The sequence below is a fragment of the Burkholderia sp. BC1 genome (assembly GCF_052683555.1).
This window is the reverse complement of sequence record NZ_JBQYLP010000064.1, coordinates 1-17690: the sequence shown is the minus strand read 5'-3', so window position 1 is coordinate 17690 and position 17690 is coordinate 1. Positions and strand designations below refer to the sequence as shown.

The following is a 17690-nucleotide window of genomic DNA, read 5'->3' as shown; positions in this document are numbered from 1 at the left end:
CCGCGCGCGCCATCGCGTCGTCGGGCGCGCCGACGCATCGTCGCCGCCGCCGTCGCGCCCCGGTAACATGCTACCGGGCCAACCGCCGGCCGCCCGATGCCTGTCGGCAAACGGACATGTCGGCAAATCGTAAGCAATCCATGTTCATACAACGACTTTCTCATTTCGCCCGCCGGATTGCGCTGATCGCACTGCTGCAGTTCGCAGTCGTCGCGACCGCGTCGGCGTTTCCGGCCGCCGCCTCGGCGCCGAGCGCGAGCGCCGTCGGCGCCGCACCCGTTCCGACGATTTCGCTCGGCGACGCGCTCGCGCAGCTCAAGCAGATGCAGGCCGAGCAGGACCGCATCAAGCAGAAGACGTCGACGTCGACCACCAGCAAGGAACTCGACGCGCTCGAAGACGCGACGCAGCAGCTGAGCGCCGCGGTCGAGAAACTGCAAGGCGAGCTCACGCCGCAACGTGTGCAGTTGCAGGCGCAGCTCGACGTGCTCGGGCCGCCGCCCGCGCCGGGTGCCGCGCCGGAAACGCCGGCCGTCGCGCAGCAGCGCGCGACGCTGAATGCGCGCAAGGCGCAGATCGAGGCCGCGCTGAAACAGGCGGCCGATCAGAAGACCAATCTCGCGAACCTGTCCGATCAATTCGCGAAGCTGCATCGCAGCCTGCTCAGAAACCAGCTCGCGTTCCGCTCGGCCAGCATTTTCAGCGCGCAATTCTGGCTGCCGCTATTCCATCTGCCGCCGGACGACGTACAACGGCTCGGCGATTTCCAGCGCGAGCTGCGCGACATGCTCGGCTCGTCGTGGACGCCGGGCCAGCGCGCGACCACCGTGCTGCTGTTGATCGCCGCGTTCGCGGCGTGGCTCGGCGGACGCCGGCTGCTCGAATACGGGCTCGCATGGATCTGTCTGAACCGTCTGCCGCCGACGCGGCTGCGCCGCAGCGCGCTCGCGCTGTCGACTGCGGTCGCGACGCTCGTGGCGACCGCGGTTGCCGTGCAGATTCTCTATCTCGCACTCGCGCGCCACTACACGCCGACACCGGCGATGAGCGATCTGTGGGACCAGTTCGTGAAACTCGCCGCGACCTGCGCGCTGATCGCAGGCCTCGGTCGCGCGCTGCTCTGTACGAGGCATCCGTCGTGGCGGCTGCCCGCGCTCGCCGATCCCGTCGCGCTCGCGATGCGGCCGTTCCCCGGCGTGCTGGCCGCGCTGCTGCTGATATCGGGCACGCTCGAATCGATCGACCGGATCGCGGACACGAGCCTGTCGGTCACGCTGCTCGGCCGCGGTTTCGTGTCGCTGGTCGTCGCGCTGACGGTGGGCGCGTCGCTGCTGCGCGCGAACCGCGTGCGCAGCGCGCTGGCGGCAGCCGGCGAATCGCCCGAGCAGCGCTCGACGCTTGCCGGGCTGATCCACGCGGGCGTGACGCTCGCGATCGTCGTGTCGCTGATTGCGCTGGCGATCGGCTACATCACGGTCGCGCGCTTCATCACGTACGAGCTCGTGTGGTTCGAGATCGTGCTCTGCAGCGTGTACGTGCTCACGCAGCTGACGCGCGACGCGAGCGAGAGCCTGTTCTCGGTGAACCTGTCGACGGGCAAGCAGATCAAGCATCTGTTCGCGCTCGACGACCGGCATCTCGAACAGGCACACACCGTCGTGTCGGGCGTCGGCACGAGCCTGCTGATGCTCGTCGCGGCGATCGCGCTGCTGACGGGCGGCTTCGGCACGACGCCGAGCGATCTGCTCGACAGCGCGATCGCGATGATCGGCGGCCAGCGGCTGCAGAGCCTGAACATCATGCCGGACCGCATCATGAACGCGGTGATCGGGTTCGCGATCGGCTTCTATCTGCTGCGCTCGGTACGGCGCTGGCTCGACAACGAGTTCCTGCCGGCGCTCGGCATGGACAGCGGCATGCGTGCGTCGCTCGTCACGCTGTTCGCGAACGTCGGCTACGTGCTGCTCGTGCTGATGACGCTCGGGCTGCTCGGCGTGAAATGGAGCAACCTCGCGTGGATCGTCAGTGCGCTGTCGGTCGGTATCGGCTTCGGCCTGCAGGAGATCGTGAAGAACTTCGTGTCGGGGTTGATCCTGCTGACGGAGCGGCCGGTGAAGGTCGGCGACATGATCAGCATCGCGGGCGTCGAAGGCGACATCCGCCGCATCAACGTGCGCGCGACCGAGATTCAGCTCAGCGATCGCTCGACCGTGATCGTGCCGAATTCGCAGCTGATCTCGCAGAACCTGCGCAACGTGACGATGGGCAACAGCACGCAGGGCGTCGCGACGCTGATGCTGACGTTTCCGCTGAACACCGATCCGGAACAGGTGCGCGACCTGCTGCTCGAGGCGTACCGCGCCCACCCGGCGATTCTCGAGAAGCCGGCGCCGTCGGTCACGTTCAGCCAGCTCGCGCCGGACGGCATTACGCTGAGCGTGACGGGCTACGTGGCGAGCCCGCGCATCGCGGGTTCGACGAAGAGCGACCTGCTGTTCGAGATCCTGAAGCAGCTGCGTGCGGCGAAGATCACGCTGTCGAGCCCGCAGGTGCTGGTGCTGCACAACGAGCCGGCGAGCGACGCGTAACGCACGGCACCACTCGCACCGCGCGCCACAGAAGAAACGGGCCGGTGCCGCATCGCGGCAACCGGCCCGTCGGTTTTGATGGCTGCGGCGCGAAGCGCACCGCCCGCGCTTACACGTCGAACTTCACGCCCTGGGCGAGCGGCAGTTCGCGGCTATAGTTGATCGTGTTGGTCGCACGACGCATATACGCCTTCCACGCATCGGAACCCGACTCGCGGCCGCCGCCCGTTTCCTTCTCGCCGCCGAACGCGCCGCCGATCTCCGCGCCGCTCGTGCCGATGTTCACGTTGACGATCCCGCAGTCGCTGCCGGCCGCCGACATGAAGTACTCGGCCTCGCGCATGTCGTTCGTGAAGATCGCCGACGACAAGCCTTGCGGCACCGCGTTGTGCACCGCGATTGCGTCGTCGAAGTTGTCGTACACCATCACGTAGAGGATCGGCGCGAACGTCTCGCGCTCGACGACGGCCGTTTGCTTCGGCATCCGGACAATCGCCGGACGCACGTAGTAAGCGTCCGCGTGACCGACGTCGACACGCTCGCCGCCCTTCACTTCACCGCCCTGCTCGCGCGCATCGGCGAGCGCCTTCTGCATCGCGTCGAACGACGCGCGATCGACGAGCGGGCCGACGAGCGTGCCTTCCTCGAGCGGGTTGCCGACCTTCACCGATGCATACGCCTTCTCGAGGCGCGGCAGCAGCTGATCGACGATGCTCCGGTGCACGATCAGGCGGCGCAGCGTCGTGCAGCGCTGGCCGGCCGTGCCGACCGCCGCGAACGTGACCGCACGCACGACGAGATCGAGATCGGCGCTCGGCGCGACGATCATCCCGTTGTTGCCGCCGAGTTCGAGGATGCCGCGCGCGAGACGCTGGCTCAGCACCTTCGCGACCTCGGTGCCCATCCGCACGCTGCCCGTCGCGCTGACGACCGGCACCTTCTTCGACGACGTCAGCACCTCGCCGACATCGCGCGTGCCGAGCACGAGCTGATGCAGCCCTTCGGGCGCGACGCCCGGGTGGGTCTTGTCGAACTCGCGCAGCGCCTTGCCGAGCAGCACGTGGCATGCGATCGCGGTGAGCGGCGTCTTTTCCGACGGCTTCCACACGACAGGATCGCCGCACACGAACGCGAGCGCCGCATTCCACGCCCACACCGCGACCGGGAAGTTGAACGCCGAAATCACGCCGCACACGCCGAGCGGATGCCACGTTTCCATCATGCGGTGGCCCGGGCGCTCCGATGCGATCGTGAGGCCGTAGAGCTGACGCGACAGGCCGACCGCGAAATCGCAGATGTCGATCATTTCCTGCACTTCGCCGAGGCCTTCCGACGCGATCTTGCCGGCTTCGAGCGTGACGAGGCGGCCGAGCGCGGCCTTGTGCTCGCGCAGCACGTTGCCGAACACGCGCACCAGTTCGCCGCGCACCGGCGCGGGCACCGTGCGCCACTTGAGGAATGCGTCGTGCGCGGCGTCGATCTTGCGCTCGGCGTCGGCGGGCGTGTCGACCGCCAGCGTCGCGAGCGTCGCGCCGTCGAGCGGCGAGCGCGCCGTCAGCGCGTTGCCTTTCCACTGGGCGAGATCGATGTCGAGCGCGGCAAGAATGTCGTTGAATTGCATCACTTCCTCTTCAGGGACAGATTGATCGGTGCGGCGGCCACGCCGCCCGCGTGATTCGATTGGAGCGCGTTCGCGCGCCTTGTGCAAGCGGATGCGCGCGCCGCCGCGCCGTTGCGCGATGCCGCGCACGAACTGCGGCATCGCCGCCGCCGAGGCGGCCGGCCGGCACGCCCGTGCGCTCGCGGCGCACGATCCATGGACGACATTGTGGGTGGCCACAAGTCGGGCGGCTATTGATATTAACTCACCACTTCATTCGAAAAACGCAAGACCGCCGACGTATCGGCGAGCGTCTCCGGGCTCGCCCTACGTGCGCCGTGAACGCCGGGCGCGGGCTTGCGCGACGCGCCGCGGCGGCGCGCGCCTGCCTGGTGAGTTGATGACGAACCTGCATCACCCTGTGCGGAAATATCGTTTGCCGCACGGCAATCGGCCGCCCCACAATCGGGGCCACGTCGAGGTGCGATCTGCACCCGGCGCGCCGACGGCCGCCGATGCGCGGCCGAACGGCGAACGAAGGCGACGCGCGCCGCCGCGCGATCGGCGCGGACGCGCCGCCGCGTCGCATCGACAACAAAATTCCGGAGACAGCGCCCAGCGCCCGCCATGCACTCAGATGCCCGCCCCGATTCGTCCCGTCCGCCCGGTTCGCGCGCCGCGAAGCCGGCCCTCCATCGCCGCCTGCAGGCGCGCCATCTGCGGATGATCGCGATCGGCGGCTCGATCGGCACGGGCCTGTTCGTCGCATCCGGCGCGTCGATTTCGCAGGCCGGCCCCGGCGGCGCGATGTTCGCGTACATGGTGATCGGGCTGATGGTGTACTTCCTGATGACGAGCCTCGGCGAAATGGCCGCATTCATGCCGGTGTCGGGCTCGTTCGCGACCTACGGCGCGAAGTTCGTCGACGAAGGCTTCGGCTTCGCGCTCGGCTGGAACTACTGGTACAGCTGGGCCGTCACGCTCGCCGTCGAACTGGTCGCCGCGCAGCTCGTGATGCACTACTGGTTTCCGCACGTACCGGGCGTCTGGTGGAGCGCGCTCTTTCTGACGCTGATCTTCGCGCTCAACGCGCTGTCGGTGCGCGGCTTCGGCGAGGCCGAATACTGGTTCGCGCTGATCAAGGTCGTCACCGTGGTCGCCTTCATCGGCGTCGGCCTGCTGATGATCTTCGGGATCATGAAGGGCGGCCCGAGCGCGGGCCTCGCGAACTTCACGATCGGCGACGCGCCGTTCGTCGGCGGCCTGCCGGCGATGCTCGGCGTCGCGATGATCGCCGGCTTCTCGTTCCAGGGCACCGAAATGATCGGTGTCGCGGCCGGCGAATCGGAAAACCCGCGCACGACGATCCCGCGTGCGGTCAGCCAGATCTTCTGGCGCATCCTGCTGTTCTACGTACTCGCGATCTTCGTGATCGGCGTGCTGATTCCGTACACCGATCCGAGCCTGCTGAAGACCGACGTGACCGACATCGGCGTGAGCCCGTTCACGCTCGTGTTCCGTCACGCGGGCCTCGCGTTTGCGGCCGGCGTGATGAACGCGGTGATCCTGACCGCGGTGCTGTCGGCCGGCAACTCGGGCATGTATGCATCGACGCGCATGCTGTACAACCTCGCCACCGAAGGCCGCGCGCCGAAGCTGTTCGCGAAGCTGTCGGCAGGCGGCGTGCCGCGCAATGCGCTGTACGCGACGACGGCCGTCGGCGCGCTCTGTTTCCTCACCTCGCTGTATGGCGACAAGACCGTCTACATGTGGCTGCTCAACACGTCGGGCATGGCGGGCTTCATCACGTGGCTCGGCATTGCGGTCAGCCACTACCGCTTCCGCAAGGGACTGCTGAAGCAGGGTTACCGTCTCGATCAGCTGCCGTACCGGTCGAAGTGGTTCCCATTCGGCCCGATCTTCGCGTTCGTGCTGTGCGCGATCGTCGCGCTCGGGCAGGACTACCAGGCGTTCTTCGCGACGCGGATCGACTGGGTCGCCGTCGCCGCGACCTATATCGGGCTGCCGTTCTTCTTCGCGATCTGGATCGGCTACGCGCTGGTGCGCAAATGTCGGCTGGTCCGCTACGAGGACATGGACATCGCCCCGTGGATCGAGCGCAACGCAACGCCGGAGCCGGCCACCGACACCTCGGCCGGCTACGCCGCCTACGTCGCGCGGCCCGCGAACCCGACGTCCGGCGCATAAGCACGCCGCCGCCGCGCCGCGCGCCGATGCTGCGCGTGGTCGGTGCCACCCCCACACCATTCGACGCGGCGCGCGCGTTCAGGCAAGATCGACGCGCGCCGCCCGTTTTTTTCGTCGTCACGACTTGCCGAATCGCATGCAGAACTTCTACGAAGCCACCGTTACCCGCCCGCCCTATCCGCAACTGAGCGGCACGCTCGACACGCAGGTCTGCATCGTCGGCGGCGGCCTTGCCGGCCTGTGCACGGCGCTCGGCCTCGTCGAGCGTGGTGTGCGCGACGTGATCGTGCTCGACGGCGAGCGCGTCGGCTTCGGCGCGTCGGGCCGCAACGGCGGCTTCGTGTTCGGCGGCTACAGCCTCGACAACGCGGACCTGCTGCGCACGCTCGGCCGCGACGAAGCGCGCCGCCTGTACCGGCTGACGGTCGACGCGGTCGACCTGATCCGCGCGCGCATCGCGCGCTACGGGATCGACTGCGACATCGTCGATCGCGGCGTGATGCTGGCGAACTGGTTCGACGATCCGTCGCGGCTCGACGGCGTGCGCACGCTGATGAAGCGCGAATTCGACGTCGACTGGGAACCGGTGAAGCGCGACGCGTTGCGCGCGCAACTGCATACCGCGCGCTACCACGGCGGTCTGTTCGAGCCGAACGCCTTCCACTTCCATCCGCTGAAGTACGTGCTCGGCGTCGCGGCGGCCGCCGCACGCGGCGGCGCGCGCATCTACGAACGCTCGGCCGCGCTCGGCATCGCGCGCGAAGGCGCGGGCTACGTCGTGCGCACGGCGCACGGCAGCGTGCGCGCGAAGGACGTCGTGTTCGCGGGCGGCGGCTACGCGCGCGGCGTGTCGCCGCGCATCGAGCGCGCGGTGCTGCCGATCGCAACCTACGTGATCGCCACCGAGCCGCTCGGCGAACGGCTGAAGGACGCGATCGACGCGCCGTATGCGATCTACGACACGCGCTTCGCATTCGACTACTACCGGCCGCTGAAGGACACGCGGATCCTGTGGGGCGGCCGCATCTCGGTGCTCGACCGCGGCCCCGACGCGATCGCGCGGCTGCTGCGCCGCGACCTGCTGCGCGTGTATCCGCAGCTCGCGGATGTGAAGGTCGACTACGCCTGGGGCGGACTGATGAGCTATGCGCGGCACAAGATGCCGCAGATCGGCCGCGACGCCGACGGCGTCTGGCATGCGATCGCGTTCGGCGGCCACGGGATGGCGCCGACCACGGTGGCCGGCGAAACGCTCGCCGCTGCGCTGGCCGAAGACCGGCCGGTGCCGGACGGCTTTCGCGCCTTCGGCCTCACGCGCACGTTCGGGCTCGCAGGGCTCGCGGCCGCGCAGCTCACCTACACCGCGTACCAGGCGCGCGACGCGCTCGCCGCGTACCGCCGATGAGCGTCGCGGGCCGCCGCGGCGCGGCCGGAACGGCGCCGGAAAGCGAGCCGGCGCTCGACGAATCGTCGATTTTCCGCATGCTAGAATGCCCGTTCCACGCCGCCGCGAAGCCAGAACAACCGCACATGAAAGCAGGAAGCAAGGCCGCCACGTCCGACAACCGCGCGCTTCCGTCCGATGCACGGCGCAAATACGATCCCGAGCAAACCAAGCGCAACATCCTCGACGTCGCCACGCAGGAATTCTCCGCGATGGGGCTCGCCGGTGCGCGTGTCGACGCGATCGCCGAGCGCACGAACACGACGAAGCGGATGCTGTACTACTACTTCGACAGCAAGGAAGGCCTGTACGAGGCTGTGCTCGAAAAGGTGTACGGCGACATCCGCGCGCTCGAGCAGGAGCTGCACGTCGGCGACATGGAACCGCGCGAAGGGATGCGCCGCCTCGTCGAATTCACGTTCGACTATCACGACAAGCATCGCGACTTCGTTCGCCTCGTATCGATCGAAAACATCCACGGCGCGAAGTATCTCGAACAGCTGAAGTCGTTCAAGAACCGCAACGTCAGCATCATCAAGACGCTCGAGGAACTGCTCGAGCGCGGCGCGGCGAGCGGCGCGTTTCGCAAGGACATCGACGCGTTCGACCTGCATCTGCTGATCAGCTCGTTCTGCTTCCACCGCGTCTCGAACCGCTACACATTCGGCGCCGCGTTCGGTCGCGATCCATCGGCGCCGCGGCTGCGCACGCGCCATCGCGACACGATCGCCGAAGCCGTGCTGCGCTACATCGCCGCGTAACGCAGACGTTCGCGGTCGCTCGTTTCCGTTTCCGTTTCCGCACCCGCGTCGGCCGGGGCGGGCGACGCCAGTGCGCGCCGCGCCTTGTCCTCCGGGCTCCCCGCCACGAAATACTTGCGCGCCCAGCGCGCATCGGGCGCGAGCGCGAGCCGCGCATGCGCGCCCGTGCTGCCCTGCTTCGCCTCGATCGCGAGCGCCCGCGCCCGGTAGTGTTCGTAGAGCCGCAGGAATTCCGCGAGATAGGTGCCGGCGATCCGCGCGTCGCGAATCTCGAGCAGGTTCTCGTCGTTGTACTGCTCGGAGTTGCGGCTCATGTTCGCCGAGCCCGTATAGACGATCGGATTCTCGCCTTCCGCATCGATCACGATGAACTTGTGATGGATCACGACGGGCGGATAGGCCGGCGCCGGTTCGCCCGGAAATAGCCGCAGTTCCGGCTCGAACCCCTGCGGCACCATCGCGGGCGAGAAATACGCGGCGTCGATCACGTCGCGATGGTCGCGCCGGCGATGGTACAGCTCGAGGTTTGCGAGCGTCGCGGCGTCGAGCGACTGCCCCGCCTGCTGCGCCGCATCGGCCTTCGTCGCGCTGCCCGCGCTGATCCGGTTCACGAGTCCGAACATCATCAGCCCGCGATCGCCCGCTGCAAAGCATGCGTCGCGCAGCGCCGCGTCGGTCGGCATGAACAGGCAGAACGACACCGAATGCTTGGCGGCCGCGATCGCGGCGACGATCGTGTCGATCTCCGTGCGCCGGCCCGCCGGCTCCGGCGAAAACGCGACGCGCACCTGCGCGCTGCCGATCGTCATCGGCGCCGACCAGCCCGACGACAGGCGCGCCGTCTCCGCAATCGACGGATTCGCGGCCAGCGCCCGCGCACGCTCTTCGTACAGCGCGGCCAGCTCCGGCGAGTCGAACGCGTGCAGCACGTTCGCCTGTTCGGTGAGCCCTTCGGTCGTGAAGTTCGCGGAACCCGTCAGTACGCGCGCCGGCGCGACGCCCGCGCCGGTGTTCGTCACGATGAACTTGTCGTGCATGATGTGCGTCCTGTCGCGCGGCGCGAGCGTCGCGAGGCCCTGCAGCGCGTCGACGGCCGGCTGGTTCGGCGACGGCAGCGGCCGCTTGCCCTTGCGGGTCGTCACGTGCGCGTCGTAGACGATCGCGAGCGACGCCTCGCCGTGCGCCCGCCCGAACGCTTCGAAGGCGGGCAGCGCCCACAGCGTGTCCGTCAGGTGATAGACGGCCGAGACCGCGCGCGAGGCCGGATCGAGCATCTCGGCGAACACCTGCTCCATGTCGTTCGCGAGCCAGGTGCGCAGCTTCAGCGCCTGTGCGTCGCTCGGCACTTCGTCCGGCGCGAGGCCGAGCGCCGCGACCTGCCTGGCGAACGCCTGCGAACTGACCACCGCGCGGTTGAACCAGGTGCCGATCCCGTCCTCGATGTGCGCGGGCAGCACGATGCGGCACACGCCGGCCTGCGCGTCGAGCAGCTGCAGACGCTCGGGCGTGCCGACGACCGGATACACGTCATAGCGAAACGCCGCCCCGCGATCCTGCGGATCGATGCGCGCGTCCCACCACATAAATTTCTGGATCGGCGCCTGGTCGGTCGGCGCGTCGCCCTGCGTATCGGCGGCCGGGCCGTCGAACGTCAGCCGGTTCGGCAGCCAGCTGGCCGACGCACGCCTGCTGCCGTCCGCCGACCGGAAGCCCGGCGTGCGCCGGATCGCGAAGCCGAGGAAGTCGGCACGCGACTGCGCGTCGGGCCAGTCGAACGCCAGCAGGACGAGAGTGGGCGACAGATAGCTGCGTACGCGCACGGACATTCGTTGCTCCCTGGCCCGCGGCCGGGCCGATTCAATGGAGAAATCGCGACTGTTCCCGTCTTCGCCGGTACGGGGCGCGCGTCAGCGCACGCTGAGGCCCGGGCGGGCGCAGCCAGCCGCGGCCGCGCAGGGGCCGCACGCAATCGGCGAGAACCGGTGTCGAGTGTCCGTGTCGATGTTTCCGTCGGAATGACGGTTCGATGAAGCTTCTGTGTCGTGCGCGCGTCAGCCGCAGAGCACGAGTTCGATGCCGCGCGCGGTCAGCGCGCGACGTACGGCGCGCTCGGGCGCGCGCTCGGTCACCAGATAGCGCGCCGCCGACGTGCCGTTGATGCGCACCGGCGTCACGCGGCCGAACTTCGAATGATCGGCGACGATGATCGCGGTGCCGGCGGCCGCGATCATCCGGCTGCGCACCTCGGCCGCGAGCCGCGAGTAGTCGGTGCAGTCGCCGTCGGCCGTGATGCCGCCCGCGCCGACGAACGCGAAATCGACGTGGTACTGCGCAAGCTGCTGGATCGTGTCGAGGCCGAACGTCGCGTCCTCGTCGTCGGACAGCTCGCCGCCGAGCAGCGTCACGCGATTGCCGTTGCGCCGTGCGAGCACGAGCGCGGTGCGCCAGTCGTTCGTGTAGACCGACAGCCGATGCCGGTCGGCGAGCGCGAGCGCGACCGCGTGCGGCGTACTGCCGGAGTCGATCAGCACCGATGCGCCGTCCGGCACGAACTCGGCCGCACGCCGGCCGATCGTGCGCTTCGCGTCGGCGTTCGCCGCCTCGCGCTCGGACAGGCTCGGCTCGCGTCGGTCGGCCGCCAGCGCGCCGCCGTGCGTCATCACGAGCAAGCCGCGCGCGGCGAGTGCGTTCAGATCGCGCCGCACGGTCTCGCGCGACACGTCGAGCGAGCGCACGAGTTCCGCGACCGACAGCGCGCCCGATCGACCGAGTTCCGACAGGATGTACTGATGACGTTGTTCCGCGAGCATCGCGCGTTGCGCCCGAGGCGACAGGTAATGGGATGGCCGGCCATTGTATTACGGCCGTTTGACTGCGATTTGACGGCACCACGCCGGCCGCGACGGGCATCGGCGAAATGCGAAATGGTGTATTGCCTGTCGCGCGCGAATCGGCGCGGCGCGCGTTGCTACACTCTGCGCTTCGCCCAATCACCGACCAGCCAGGGGACTCGCGCAATGTATCGCAAAGGCAGTGTGCTCGAAATCCAGTTTTCGCCCGAACGTCTGAACGACGGCGCTGGCGATCCGTACTGGATCGATCTGACGCTCGACGAAGCGCGGCGCTTGTACGAGCAGCTCGCCGCACGTTTCGCATCCGACGCGCGAGCGAACCAGCCGCTCGACACGTTCTCGCTCGACTGATCGCGGCGCCGTCCGGCCGCCGGCCTGCGTGCTGCGACACGCGCAGGCCGCGGCCGCGCGCGAGTGCAGGATTCGACAAGACGCGCGCGCCGCGTCAACCGATACTGGCCGACTTCCCGATTTCGTCCGGCCGCGCATCCGCGGCCCGTCAGGCATGCTCACGTCGCTCGTCGCCGCGTTGTTCGTCGCGCTCTGGTCCACCGGCTTCATCGTCGCCCGCGCGATCAAGCCGTACGCCGATCCCAATCTGTTCCTGCTCGCGCGCTTCGCCGGTACCGCCGCGCTGTTCGCGGTCGTCGCGCTCACGGCCCGCGCGCCGTGGCCCGCACGCCGCGAATGGCCGCGTCATCTGATCGCGGGCGCGTTGCTGCAAGGCGTTTATCTCGGCGCCAGCTACTGGGCCGTCGCGCAGGGGCTCAACGCCGGCGTGATGGCGCTGCTCGGCGCATTGCAGCCGCTCGCGACCGCCGTGCTCGCGGTGCCGCTCTTCAACGAGCGGTTGCCGGCGCGCGGCTGGCTCGGGATGGCGCTCGGGCTCGTCGGCGTCGCGCTCGTGCTCGCGCCGAAGGTGTCGGGCGGCGTCGCCGCCGCGTCGCCGGGCGCGGCGCCGGCGTGGCTCGTCGTCGGCGTGTCGGTGCTGTCGGTCGGCGCGATCACGGCCGGATCGCTTTACCAGAAGGGCAAGCTCGCACAAAGCGATCTGCGCACGGCGGTCGCCGTGCAGAATCTCGGCGCGGCGCTCGTCGCGGCCGTGTTCGTCGTGCTGCTGCACGAATCGCGATGGATCGGCACGCCGGCGCTGTGGGTGTCGCTCGTCTGGGGCGTCGTCTTTCTGTCGGGCGGCGCGGTCACGATGCTGATGTGGATGCTGCGGCGCGGCAACGCGGCGCGCGCGACGTCGCTCCTGTTCCTCGCGCCGCCGCTCGCCGCGCTGCAGGGTTATCTGCTGTTCGACGAGACGCTCGCGGCGATCCAGCTCGCCGGTTTTGTGCTTGCGCTGGCGGGTGTCGTGCTTGCGCGCCAGCGTTGAGGCGGGCGCGTATTGGGCTGGCGGCTGGCGGCTGGCGACTCGCGGCTTGCCTCTCGCGTCCGATGCCTGGGCTCCCGTGCCTCGCCTTTCGCCTTTCGCCTCGCATCTCGCGCTCACGGCTCGTGACTCACGGCTCGCGCCTCGCGGTTCCCTCCGGCGGCTTGCACCCTCATGCCCTGCGTCCCGCATCCCACAGCGCGAACGTCACGTATCGCACGCGCAACGCCCGTCCGCACGATCGCACCCGGCACGCGGCAGGGCACGGCGATTGCGCTTATGATGAGCGCCTTGCATTTCGTTCCGGAACTTTCCCCATGACAGCCGCCGATTACGCCAGCCGCCAACGCGCGATCATCGCCGAACTGAACGTTGCCCCGCACTTCGATGCCGACGCCGAAATCGCGCGCCGCGTCGATTTCCTCGCGCAATATCTGCGCTCGACCGGCCTGCGGACCTATGTGCTCGGTATCAGCGGCGGCGTCGATTCGTCGACGGCCGGCCGCCTCGCGCAGCTCGCGGTCGAACGCCTGCGCGGCGAGGGCTACGATGCGCGCTTCATCGCGATGCGTCTGCCGAACGGCGTGCAGAACGACGAGGCCGACGCACAGCGCGCGCTCGCGTTCGTGCGCGCGGACGAAGTGCTGACGGTCGACGTGAAGCCCGCCGCCGACGCGATGCTGAAGTCGCTGATCGCCTCCGGCCACGCGTTCGACACGCCGGCACAGCAGGATTTCGTGCACGGCAACATCAAGGCGCGCGAGCGGATGATCGCGCAATACGCGGTGGCCGGCGCGCGCCGCGGCATCGTGATCGGCACCGATCACGCGGCCGAATCGCTGATGGGCTTCTTCACGAAGTTCGGCGACGGCGGCGCGGACATCCTGCCGCTCGCCGGCCTGAACAAGCGTCGCGTGCGCGCGGTCGCGCGTGCGCTCGGCGCCGAAGACGCGGTCGTGATGAAGGTGCCGACCGCCGATCTGGAAGAGTTGCGTCCGTTGCGTCCGGACGAGCACGCGTACGGCGTCACGTACGACGAGATCGACGATTTCCTCGAAGGCAAGCCGGTCGAGGACCGCGTGTACGAAACGGTCCTGCGCTTCTACGACGGCTCGCGCCACAAGCGCGCGCTGCCGTACACGCCGTTCGACTGGCCGGGCCTCGGTATCGCCTCGAACGCCGGCCACGGCGACTGACGCGGCCGGGCTGGCCGATACCGGCCACCGACCACCGGCCGCGCGCGACACCGTTGCGCACGCGGCCGGGCAAGCGGACACGACACTCTACGCGTGCCCGCCCGTCTTCTTCGCCTGCAGCGCGCGGATCCGCATCCGTGCGCCCGTATCGGCGACCGTCGTGTCGTACATCGTCGCAAGATCGCGCTTCAGCGCGGTGCGCGAACCGGCGTCGAGATACACCATGTGCCCCGACGGATAGAAGCGCGCGGACAGGTTCTGCCGCACCTTCTGATCCTCGAGCGGCATCTGCTGCAGGTCGATCACGGTCTGATAGAACGGCGTGACGAAGTCGTACAAGCCGTTCGCGGACAGCACCTTGAGATCGACGTTCAGCGCCATCACCGCCGCGAGATCGCCGGCCGTGTAGAGAATCAGGTTCCCCTTCGCATCGATGCCCTGCTGCTCGCCGGTCGGATCGATGTGGCTGAAATCCCAGTTGCGGAACGCCTGGTCGTTCAGGTCCGTGAACGCCGAATTCGACGTGAACTTCAGCTGCTCGTTCAGATAGCTGTTCCACATCGCCGTGTAGACGCCCGTCACGGCCGTCATGGTCGGATCGTTGCCGCCCGAGTTCGGATCGATCTTGCCCGCGATGCCGGTCGAGATCGCGGTCACGCGGCCGTCGTACGCGCCGAGCGCGAGCCCGCGCGCGTGCAGCAGCGTCGTCAGGAACAGCGAATTGCCGCGCGCGTCGTAACCGGCGATGTCGAGGTTCCACGATTTCAGCGTGTCGGTATCGATGCCCGTGTAGTCCGACAGTTTCTTCACGACCGCCGGGTCCGCATGCGGACGCTTGCGCAGCGCGTTCAGATAATCGGTGCGCGCGAACTGCGCGACTTCCTCGACGAACGCGCCGAGATCGGCCGGCGCCGGCGTGATGCCGAGCCGCTTGTGATACCACGCGTCGGCCGCCGCGGTCGGCAGCGTGCCGACCGGATTGCCGGCCTGCCGATAATCGAGAATCGACGACTGCAGCGTGATGCCGTTCAGATCGACGCCGTCCTCGTGCAACTTGTACGCGAGCACGCAGCTGCGCGCCGTGCCGTACGACTCGCCGAACAGGTATTTCGGCGAATTCCAGCGATTGTTCTTCGTCAGATAGCGCTTGATGAATTGCTTGAGCGAATCGGCGTCCTGGTCGACGCCCCAGAAATCGCGGTTCTTGTTCGGCGCCACCGCCGCCGAATAACCGGTGCCGACCGGGTTGATGAACACGAGGTCGCTGTGGTCGATGAGGCTGTCCGGGTTGTCCTCGATCTGGTACGGCGCGGGCGGCGTGAAGCCCGGCATCGCCGTCTTGATCCGCTTCGGCGCGAACGAGCCGAGCAGCACGAACACCGACGACGAACCGGGCCCGCCGTTGTAGAAGAACGTGACGGGCCGCGTTTCCTCCTTCGCGTTGTCGGCCGTGAACGCGACGTAGAAGATCTTCGCGGCCGGCTTCGAACTGCTCGGATCGACCGTCACGAGGTGGCCGACCGTCGCCGTATACGCGATGCGCCGGCCGCCGATCAGGATCGTGTGATGCGTGATCGCGGCCGCTTCGGTCGTGTCGGTGACCGAGTCGTCGGGGCCGTTGCCGTACGCGACCGGATCGAAGAACGGCTGGTCGCGCCCGTGGCTCAGCGCGACCGGGTCGACGCTCGGCGGCACGCCGTGCGAATTGTGGTCGCCATGATGCAGCGGATACACGCCGCCGGAGGATGCGGAATCGATGCCCATCGTGCTGCTCCTGGAAGTAAGAAAAGACGCGGGAAACCCCGCGTCGAACGAAAAGCCGTGTGTCGCGCGCGTCAGCTCGATGGCTTGCGCGCGAGGATCGCGGCGAGCTTCGCGCCGTCGGGGCTGCCGAGCCCGGTGCAGGCGTCCCAGCCGGCGGCCGCCGCAAACGTGCCGTTCGATCCTTTCGTGATGTCGCGCAGCGCGTCCGGATGCCGGTACAGCTTCGGGTTGATCCAGCCGGCCGACGTGCCGGCCGCCGCGTTGATCCGCGCGATCAGCGCGGCCCACAGCGGCGCGACGGCGCTCGTACCGCCCATCACGGCCGGCGTGCCGGCGACGGAGACCTCGTAGCCCGTCTGCGGCGACGCATCGCCCGCGACGTCGGGCACGCCGCGCTTCGCGAGCGGCGCGCGGCTGCCGTCCGCGCGCGTCAGCGAGAGCCCGTGCTGCCACGCCGGCAGATCGAACAGCGTGCTGACACCGCCGCCGCCCGCGCCGCCGCCCGATGCCTCGTCGTTCCACGCGACTTCGCTGCGGATGCCCTGTCCCGGCAGCGCGTCGAGCTGCGTGCCGCCGCAGCCGAGCACGTACGGGCTCGACGCAGGGAAGTCGACGTGATCGGCGCCGTCCTGCAGCCCGTCGCCCGAGCCGCTGTCGCCGGACGCCGCGCAGACGGTGATGCCCTGCGCGGCCGCCGCCTGCAGCACGCGGTTGAACGCCTGCGCGGACTGCGCCTGCCAGATCGCCTCCGGGCCGCCCCAGCTGATCGAGATCACCGACGGCTTGTTCTTCGTGTCGTTGACGGCCGCATTGACGGCCTGGATGAAGCCCGCATCGCTGTTCGGCGCGAAGTAGACGGCGATTTTCGCGGCGGGCGCGATCGCGCCGGCGATCTCGATGTCGAGCGCGACTTCGCCGTCCGGGCCGTTCGGGTCGCCGGTCGGCGTGTTGCGGCCGGTGCCGACGTTCACGTCGACGAGCGTCGGCGGCGTCTTGATGCCGAGCCCGCTGAAGTACCGCGCGATGTCCGCGGCGCGGTAGCCGCCGCCGAGCTCGACGATCGCGATGCACTGGCCCGCGCCGTCGCCGGCCGGAAACCCGTACAGCGACGCGAGCTGTGGCGGCGTGAACGTGACGCTCGCCGCGCCGCGCGCCGGCTTGAACGGCGGGCGCAGCCGGAAGTGCGGCCGCGCCTGCGGGCGGCTGTCGAGGCCGAGCACGGCCGTGACCGCGTCGCCGAGCTCGTCCGGCAATGCGATCGGCCCCGAGCGGCCGCGATACTGCCCGATCGCGTGATGCTCGAAACGCTCGAGCGTCACGCCGAACGCGGTTTCGAATTGCTTGATGGTGCCCGACAGCACGACGACGCTTTCGGCCGGATCGACGCGATCGACCGTCAGCTGATGACGGCGCGCGAAGTCCTCGGTCTTGCGGATGTCGTCGGGGCTTGCCGAGAAGCGCTGCGCGAATGCGTCGCGCGACAGCGGTTTGGCTTGCGGATCGCCGCTGGCGAGCCGCTGGAGCAGCGTGTCGAGTTGCCCTTCTTCCTGCCGCCGCAACATGATCGTGACGTGGATGCGTTCTGCCGGATCGCACGGGCCGAGACACTTGGAGTCGGCGACGATTCGGGGTTCGCGGTCGGCGTGAAGATGCCTTGCCATGTTCAGACCCTCCTTTGTACCGCGTTGCACGGAACAGCCAGGAAATCGGACATGGCCGACGGAAGACGGTTCCGTGTGGTCAGTCGGGTTCGCAGTCGCGCGAAGTCACAGGAAGTGTAGAACAGTCGGATGATTTGCGCGCGGCGCGCAGCGCGCGGCGGGCGCGGGGCCGCCGCGCGCTGCCGCACGCGCTTGTATGTTTAAGCCTGACCAGTACGGTAAAGTCTGAACGTAGCCA

Annotated in this window: 12 protein-coding genes; 7 read left to right on the top strand and 5 right to left on the bottom strand. The window is 68.7% G+C overall.

The window, feature by feature from the left end:
- The first annotated feature begins 140 nt into the window (after positions 1 to 140).
- The gene (locus ACSHSS_RS24125) at positions 141 to 2588 is read left to right on the top strand and encodes a DUF3772 domain-containing protein (protein ID WP_039226624.1); all 2448 of its coding nucleotides are present in this window, start codon (positions 141 to 143) and stop codon (positions 2586 to 2588) included.
- A gap of 109 nt (positions 2589 to 2697) precedes the next feature.
- Here the strand turns inward: ACSHSS_RS24125 and amaB are convergent, their stop codons facing one another.
- Entirely contained in the window at positions 2698 to 4209 is a 1512-nt protein-coding gene (amaB, locus tag ACSHSS_RS24120) for an L-piperidine-6-carboxylate dehydrogenase (RefSeq protein ID WP_043280886.1), read from the bottom strand.
- Between the two features lie 606 nt (positions 4210 to 4815).
- Here amaB and ACSHSS_RS24115 point away from each other — a divergent pair.
- The 3 genes from ACSHSS_RS24115 (at position 4816) to ACSHSS_RS24105 (ending at position 8601) form a co-directional block, all read left to right on the top strand.
- Entirely contained in the window at positions 4816 to 6396 is a 1581-nt protein-coding gene (locus ACSHSS_RS24115) for an amino acid permease (protein ID WP_445545639.1), read from the top strand.
- A 136-nt stretch (positions 6397 to 6532) separates the two neighbouring features.
- The gene (locus tag ACSHSS_RS24110) at positions 6533 to 7801 is read left to right on the top strand and encodes an NAD(P)/FAD-dependent oxidoreductase (RefSeq protein ID WP_445545637.1); all 1269 of its coding nucleotides are present in this window, start codon (positions 6533 to 6535) and stop codon (positions 7799 to 7801) included.
- Positions 7802 to 7926: 125 nt separating this feature from the next.
- Positions 7927 to 8601 carry a TetR family transcriptional regulator gene (locus tag ACSHSS_RS24105; RefSeq protein WP_012468043.1) on the top strand — a complete coding sequence of 225 codons (675 nt, stop codon included), beginning with the start codon at positions 7927 to 7929 and terminating at the stop codon, positions 8599 to 8601.
- Here ACSHSS_RS24105 and ACSHSS_RS24100 read toward each other — a convergent pair.
- Together ACSHSS_RS24100 and ACSHSS_RS24095 are read right to left on the bottom strand one after the other, a co-directional pair.
- A complete protein-coding gene (locus tag ACSHSS_RS24100) occupies positions 8586 to 10427 on the bottom strand; it encodes a phospholipase D-like domain-containing protein (protein WP_445545636.1) in 1842 nt (613 codons plus the stop codon). The genes ACSHSS_RS24105 and ACSHSS_RS24100 overlap by 16 nt on opposite strands.
- 225 nt (positions 10428 to 10652) lie before the next feature.
- On the bottom strand, positions 10653 to 11411 hold the full coding sequence (locus ACSHSS_RS24095; RefSeq protein ID WP_039226758.1) for a DeoR/GlpR family DNA-binding transcription regulator: 759 nt from the start codon (positions 11409 to 11411) through the stop codon (positions 10653 to 10655).
- Between the two features lie 207 nt (positions 11412 to 11618).
- On the opposite strand from ACSHSS_RS24095, the gene ACSHSS_RS24090 reads away from it, so the two are divergent.
- The 3 genes from ACSHSS_RS24090 to nadE all read left to right on the top strand — a co-directional run bounded on the left by ACSHSS_RS24090 (position 11619) and on the right by nadE (position 14027).
- Entirely contained in the window at positions 11619 to 11804 is a 186-nt protein-coding gene (locus tag ACSHSS_RS24090; protein WP_006405926.1) for a hypothetical protein, read from the top strand.
- A 154-nt stretch (positions 11805 to 11958) separates the two neighbouring features.
- Entirely contained in the window at positions 11959 to 12834 is an 876-nt protein-coding gene (locus tag ACSHSS_RS24085) for a DMT family transporter (protein WP_445545635.1), read from the top strand.
- Positions 12835 to 13148: 314 nt separating this feature from the next.
- Positions 13149 to 14027, top strand: a complete 879-nt coding sequence (nadE, locus tag ACSHSS_RS24080; protein WP_060043805.1) for an ammonia-dependent NAD(+) synthetase — start codon at positions 13149 to 13151, stop codon at positions 14025 to 14027.
- Between the two features lie 87 nt (positions 14028 to 14114).
- Here the strand turns inward: nadE and ACSHSS_RS24075 are convergent, their stop codons facing one another.
- Together ACSHSS_RS24075 and ACSHSS_RS24070 are read right to left on the bottom strand one after the other, a co-directional pair.
- The gene (locus tag ACSHSS_RS24075; protein WP_105846833.1) at positions 14115 to 15791 is read right to left on the bottom strand and encodes a S10 family peptidase; all 1677 of its coding nucleotides are present in this window, start codon (positions 15789 to 15791) and stop codon (positions 14115 to 14117) included.
- Between the two features lie 71 nt (positions 15792 to 15862).
- Positions 15863 to 17452, bottom strand: a complete 1590-nt coding sequence (locus tag ACSHSS_RS24070) for a S53 family peptidase (protein WP_006410334.1) — start codon at positions 17450 to 17452, stop codon at positions 15863 to 15865.
- Positions 17453 to 17690: the final 238 nt, after the last annotated feature.

Coding starts and splice junctions, on each gene's coding strand:
- ACSHSS_RS24085 (WP_445545635.1), top strand. CDS start 11,959: ATGCTCACGTCGCTCGTCGCCGCGTTGTTCGTCGCGCTCTGGTCCACC.
- ACSHSS_RS24110 (WP_445545637.1), top strand. CDS start 6,533: ATGCAGAACTTCTACGAAGCCACCGTTACCCGCCCGCCCTATCCGCAA.
- ACSHSS_RS24125 (WP_039226624.1), top strand. CDS start 141: ATGTTCATACAACGACTTTCTCATTTCGCCCGCCGGATTGCGCTGATC.
- ACSHSS_RS24075 (WP_105846833.1), bottom strand. CDS start 15,791: ATGGGCATCGATTCCGCATCCTCCGGCGGCGTGTATCCGCTGCATCAT.
- ACSHSS_RS24070 (WP_006410334.1), bottom strand. CDS start 17,452: ATGGCAAGGCATCTTCACGCCGACCGCGAACCCCGAATCGTCGCCGAC.
- amaB (WP_043280886.1), bottom strand. CDS start 4,209: ATGCAATTCAACGACATTCTTGCCGCGCTCGACATCGATCTCGCCCAG.
- ACSHSS_RS24115 (WP_445545639.1), top strand. CDS start 4,816: ATGCACTCAGATGCCCGCCCCGATTCGTCCCGTCCGCCCGGTTCGCGC.
- ACSHSS_RS24105 (WP_012468043.1), top strand. CDS start 7,927: ATGAAAGCAGGAAGCAAGGCCGCCACGTCCGACAACCGCGCGCTTCCG.
- ACSHSS_RS24090 (WP_006405926.1), top strand. CDS start 11,619: ATGTATCGCAAAGGCAGTGTGCTCGAAATCCAGTTTTCGCCCGAACGT.
- nadE (WP_060043805.1), top strand. CDS start 13,149: ATGACAGCCGCCGATTACGCCAGCCGCCAACGCGCGATCATCGCCGAA.
- ACSHSS_RS24095 (WP_039226758.1), bottom strand. CDS start 11,411: ATGCTCGCGGAACAACGTCATCAGTACATCCTGTCGGAACTCGGTCGA.
- ACSHSS_RS24100 (WP_445545636.1), bottom strand. CDS start 10,427: ATGTCCGTGCGCGTACGCAGCTATCTGTCGCCCACTCTCGTCCTGCTG.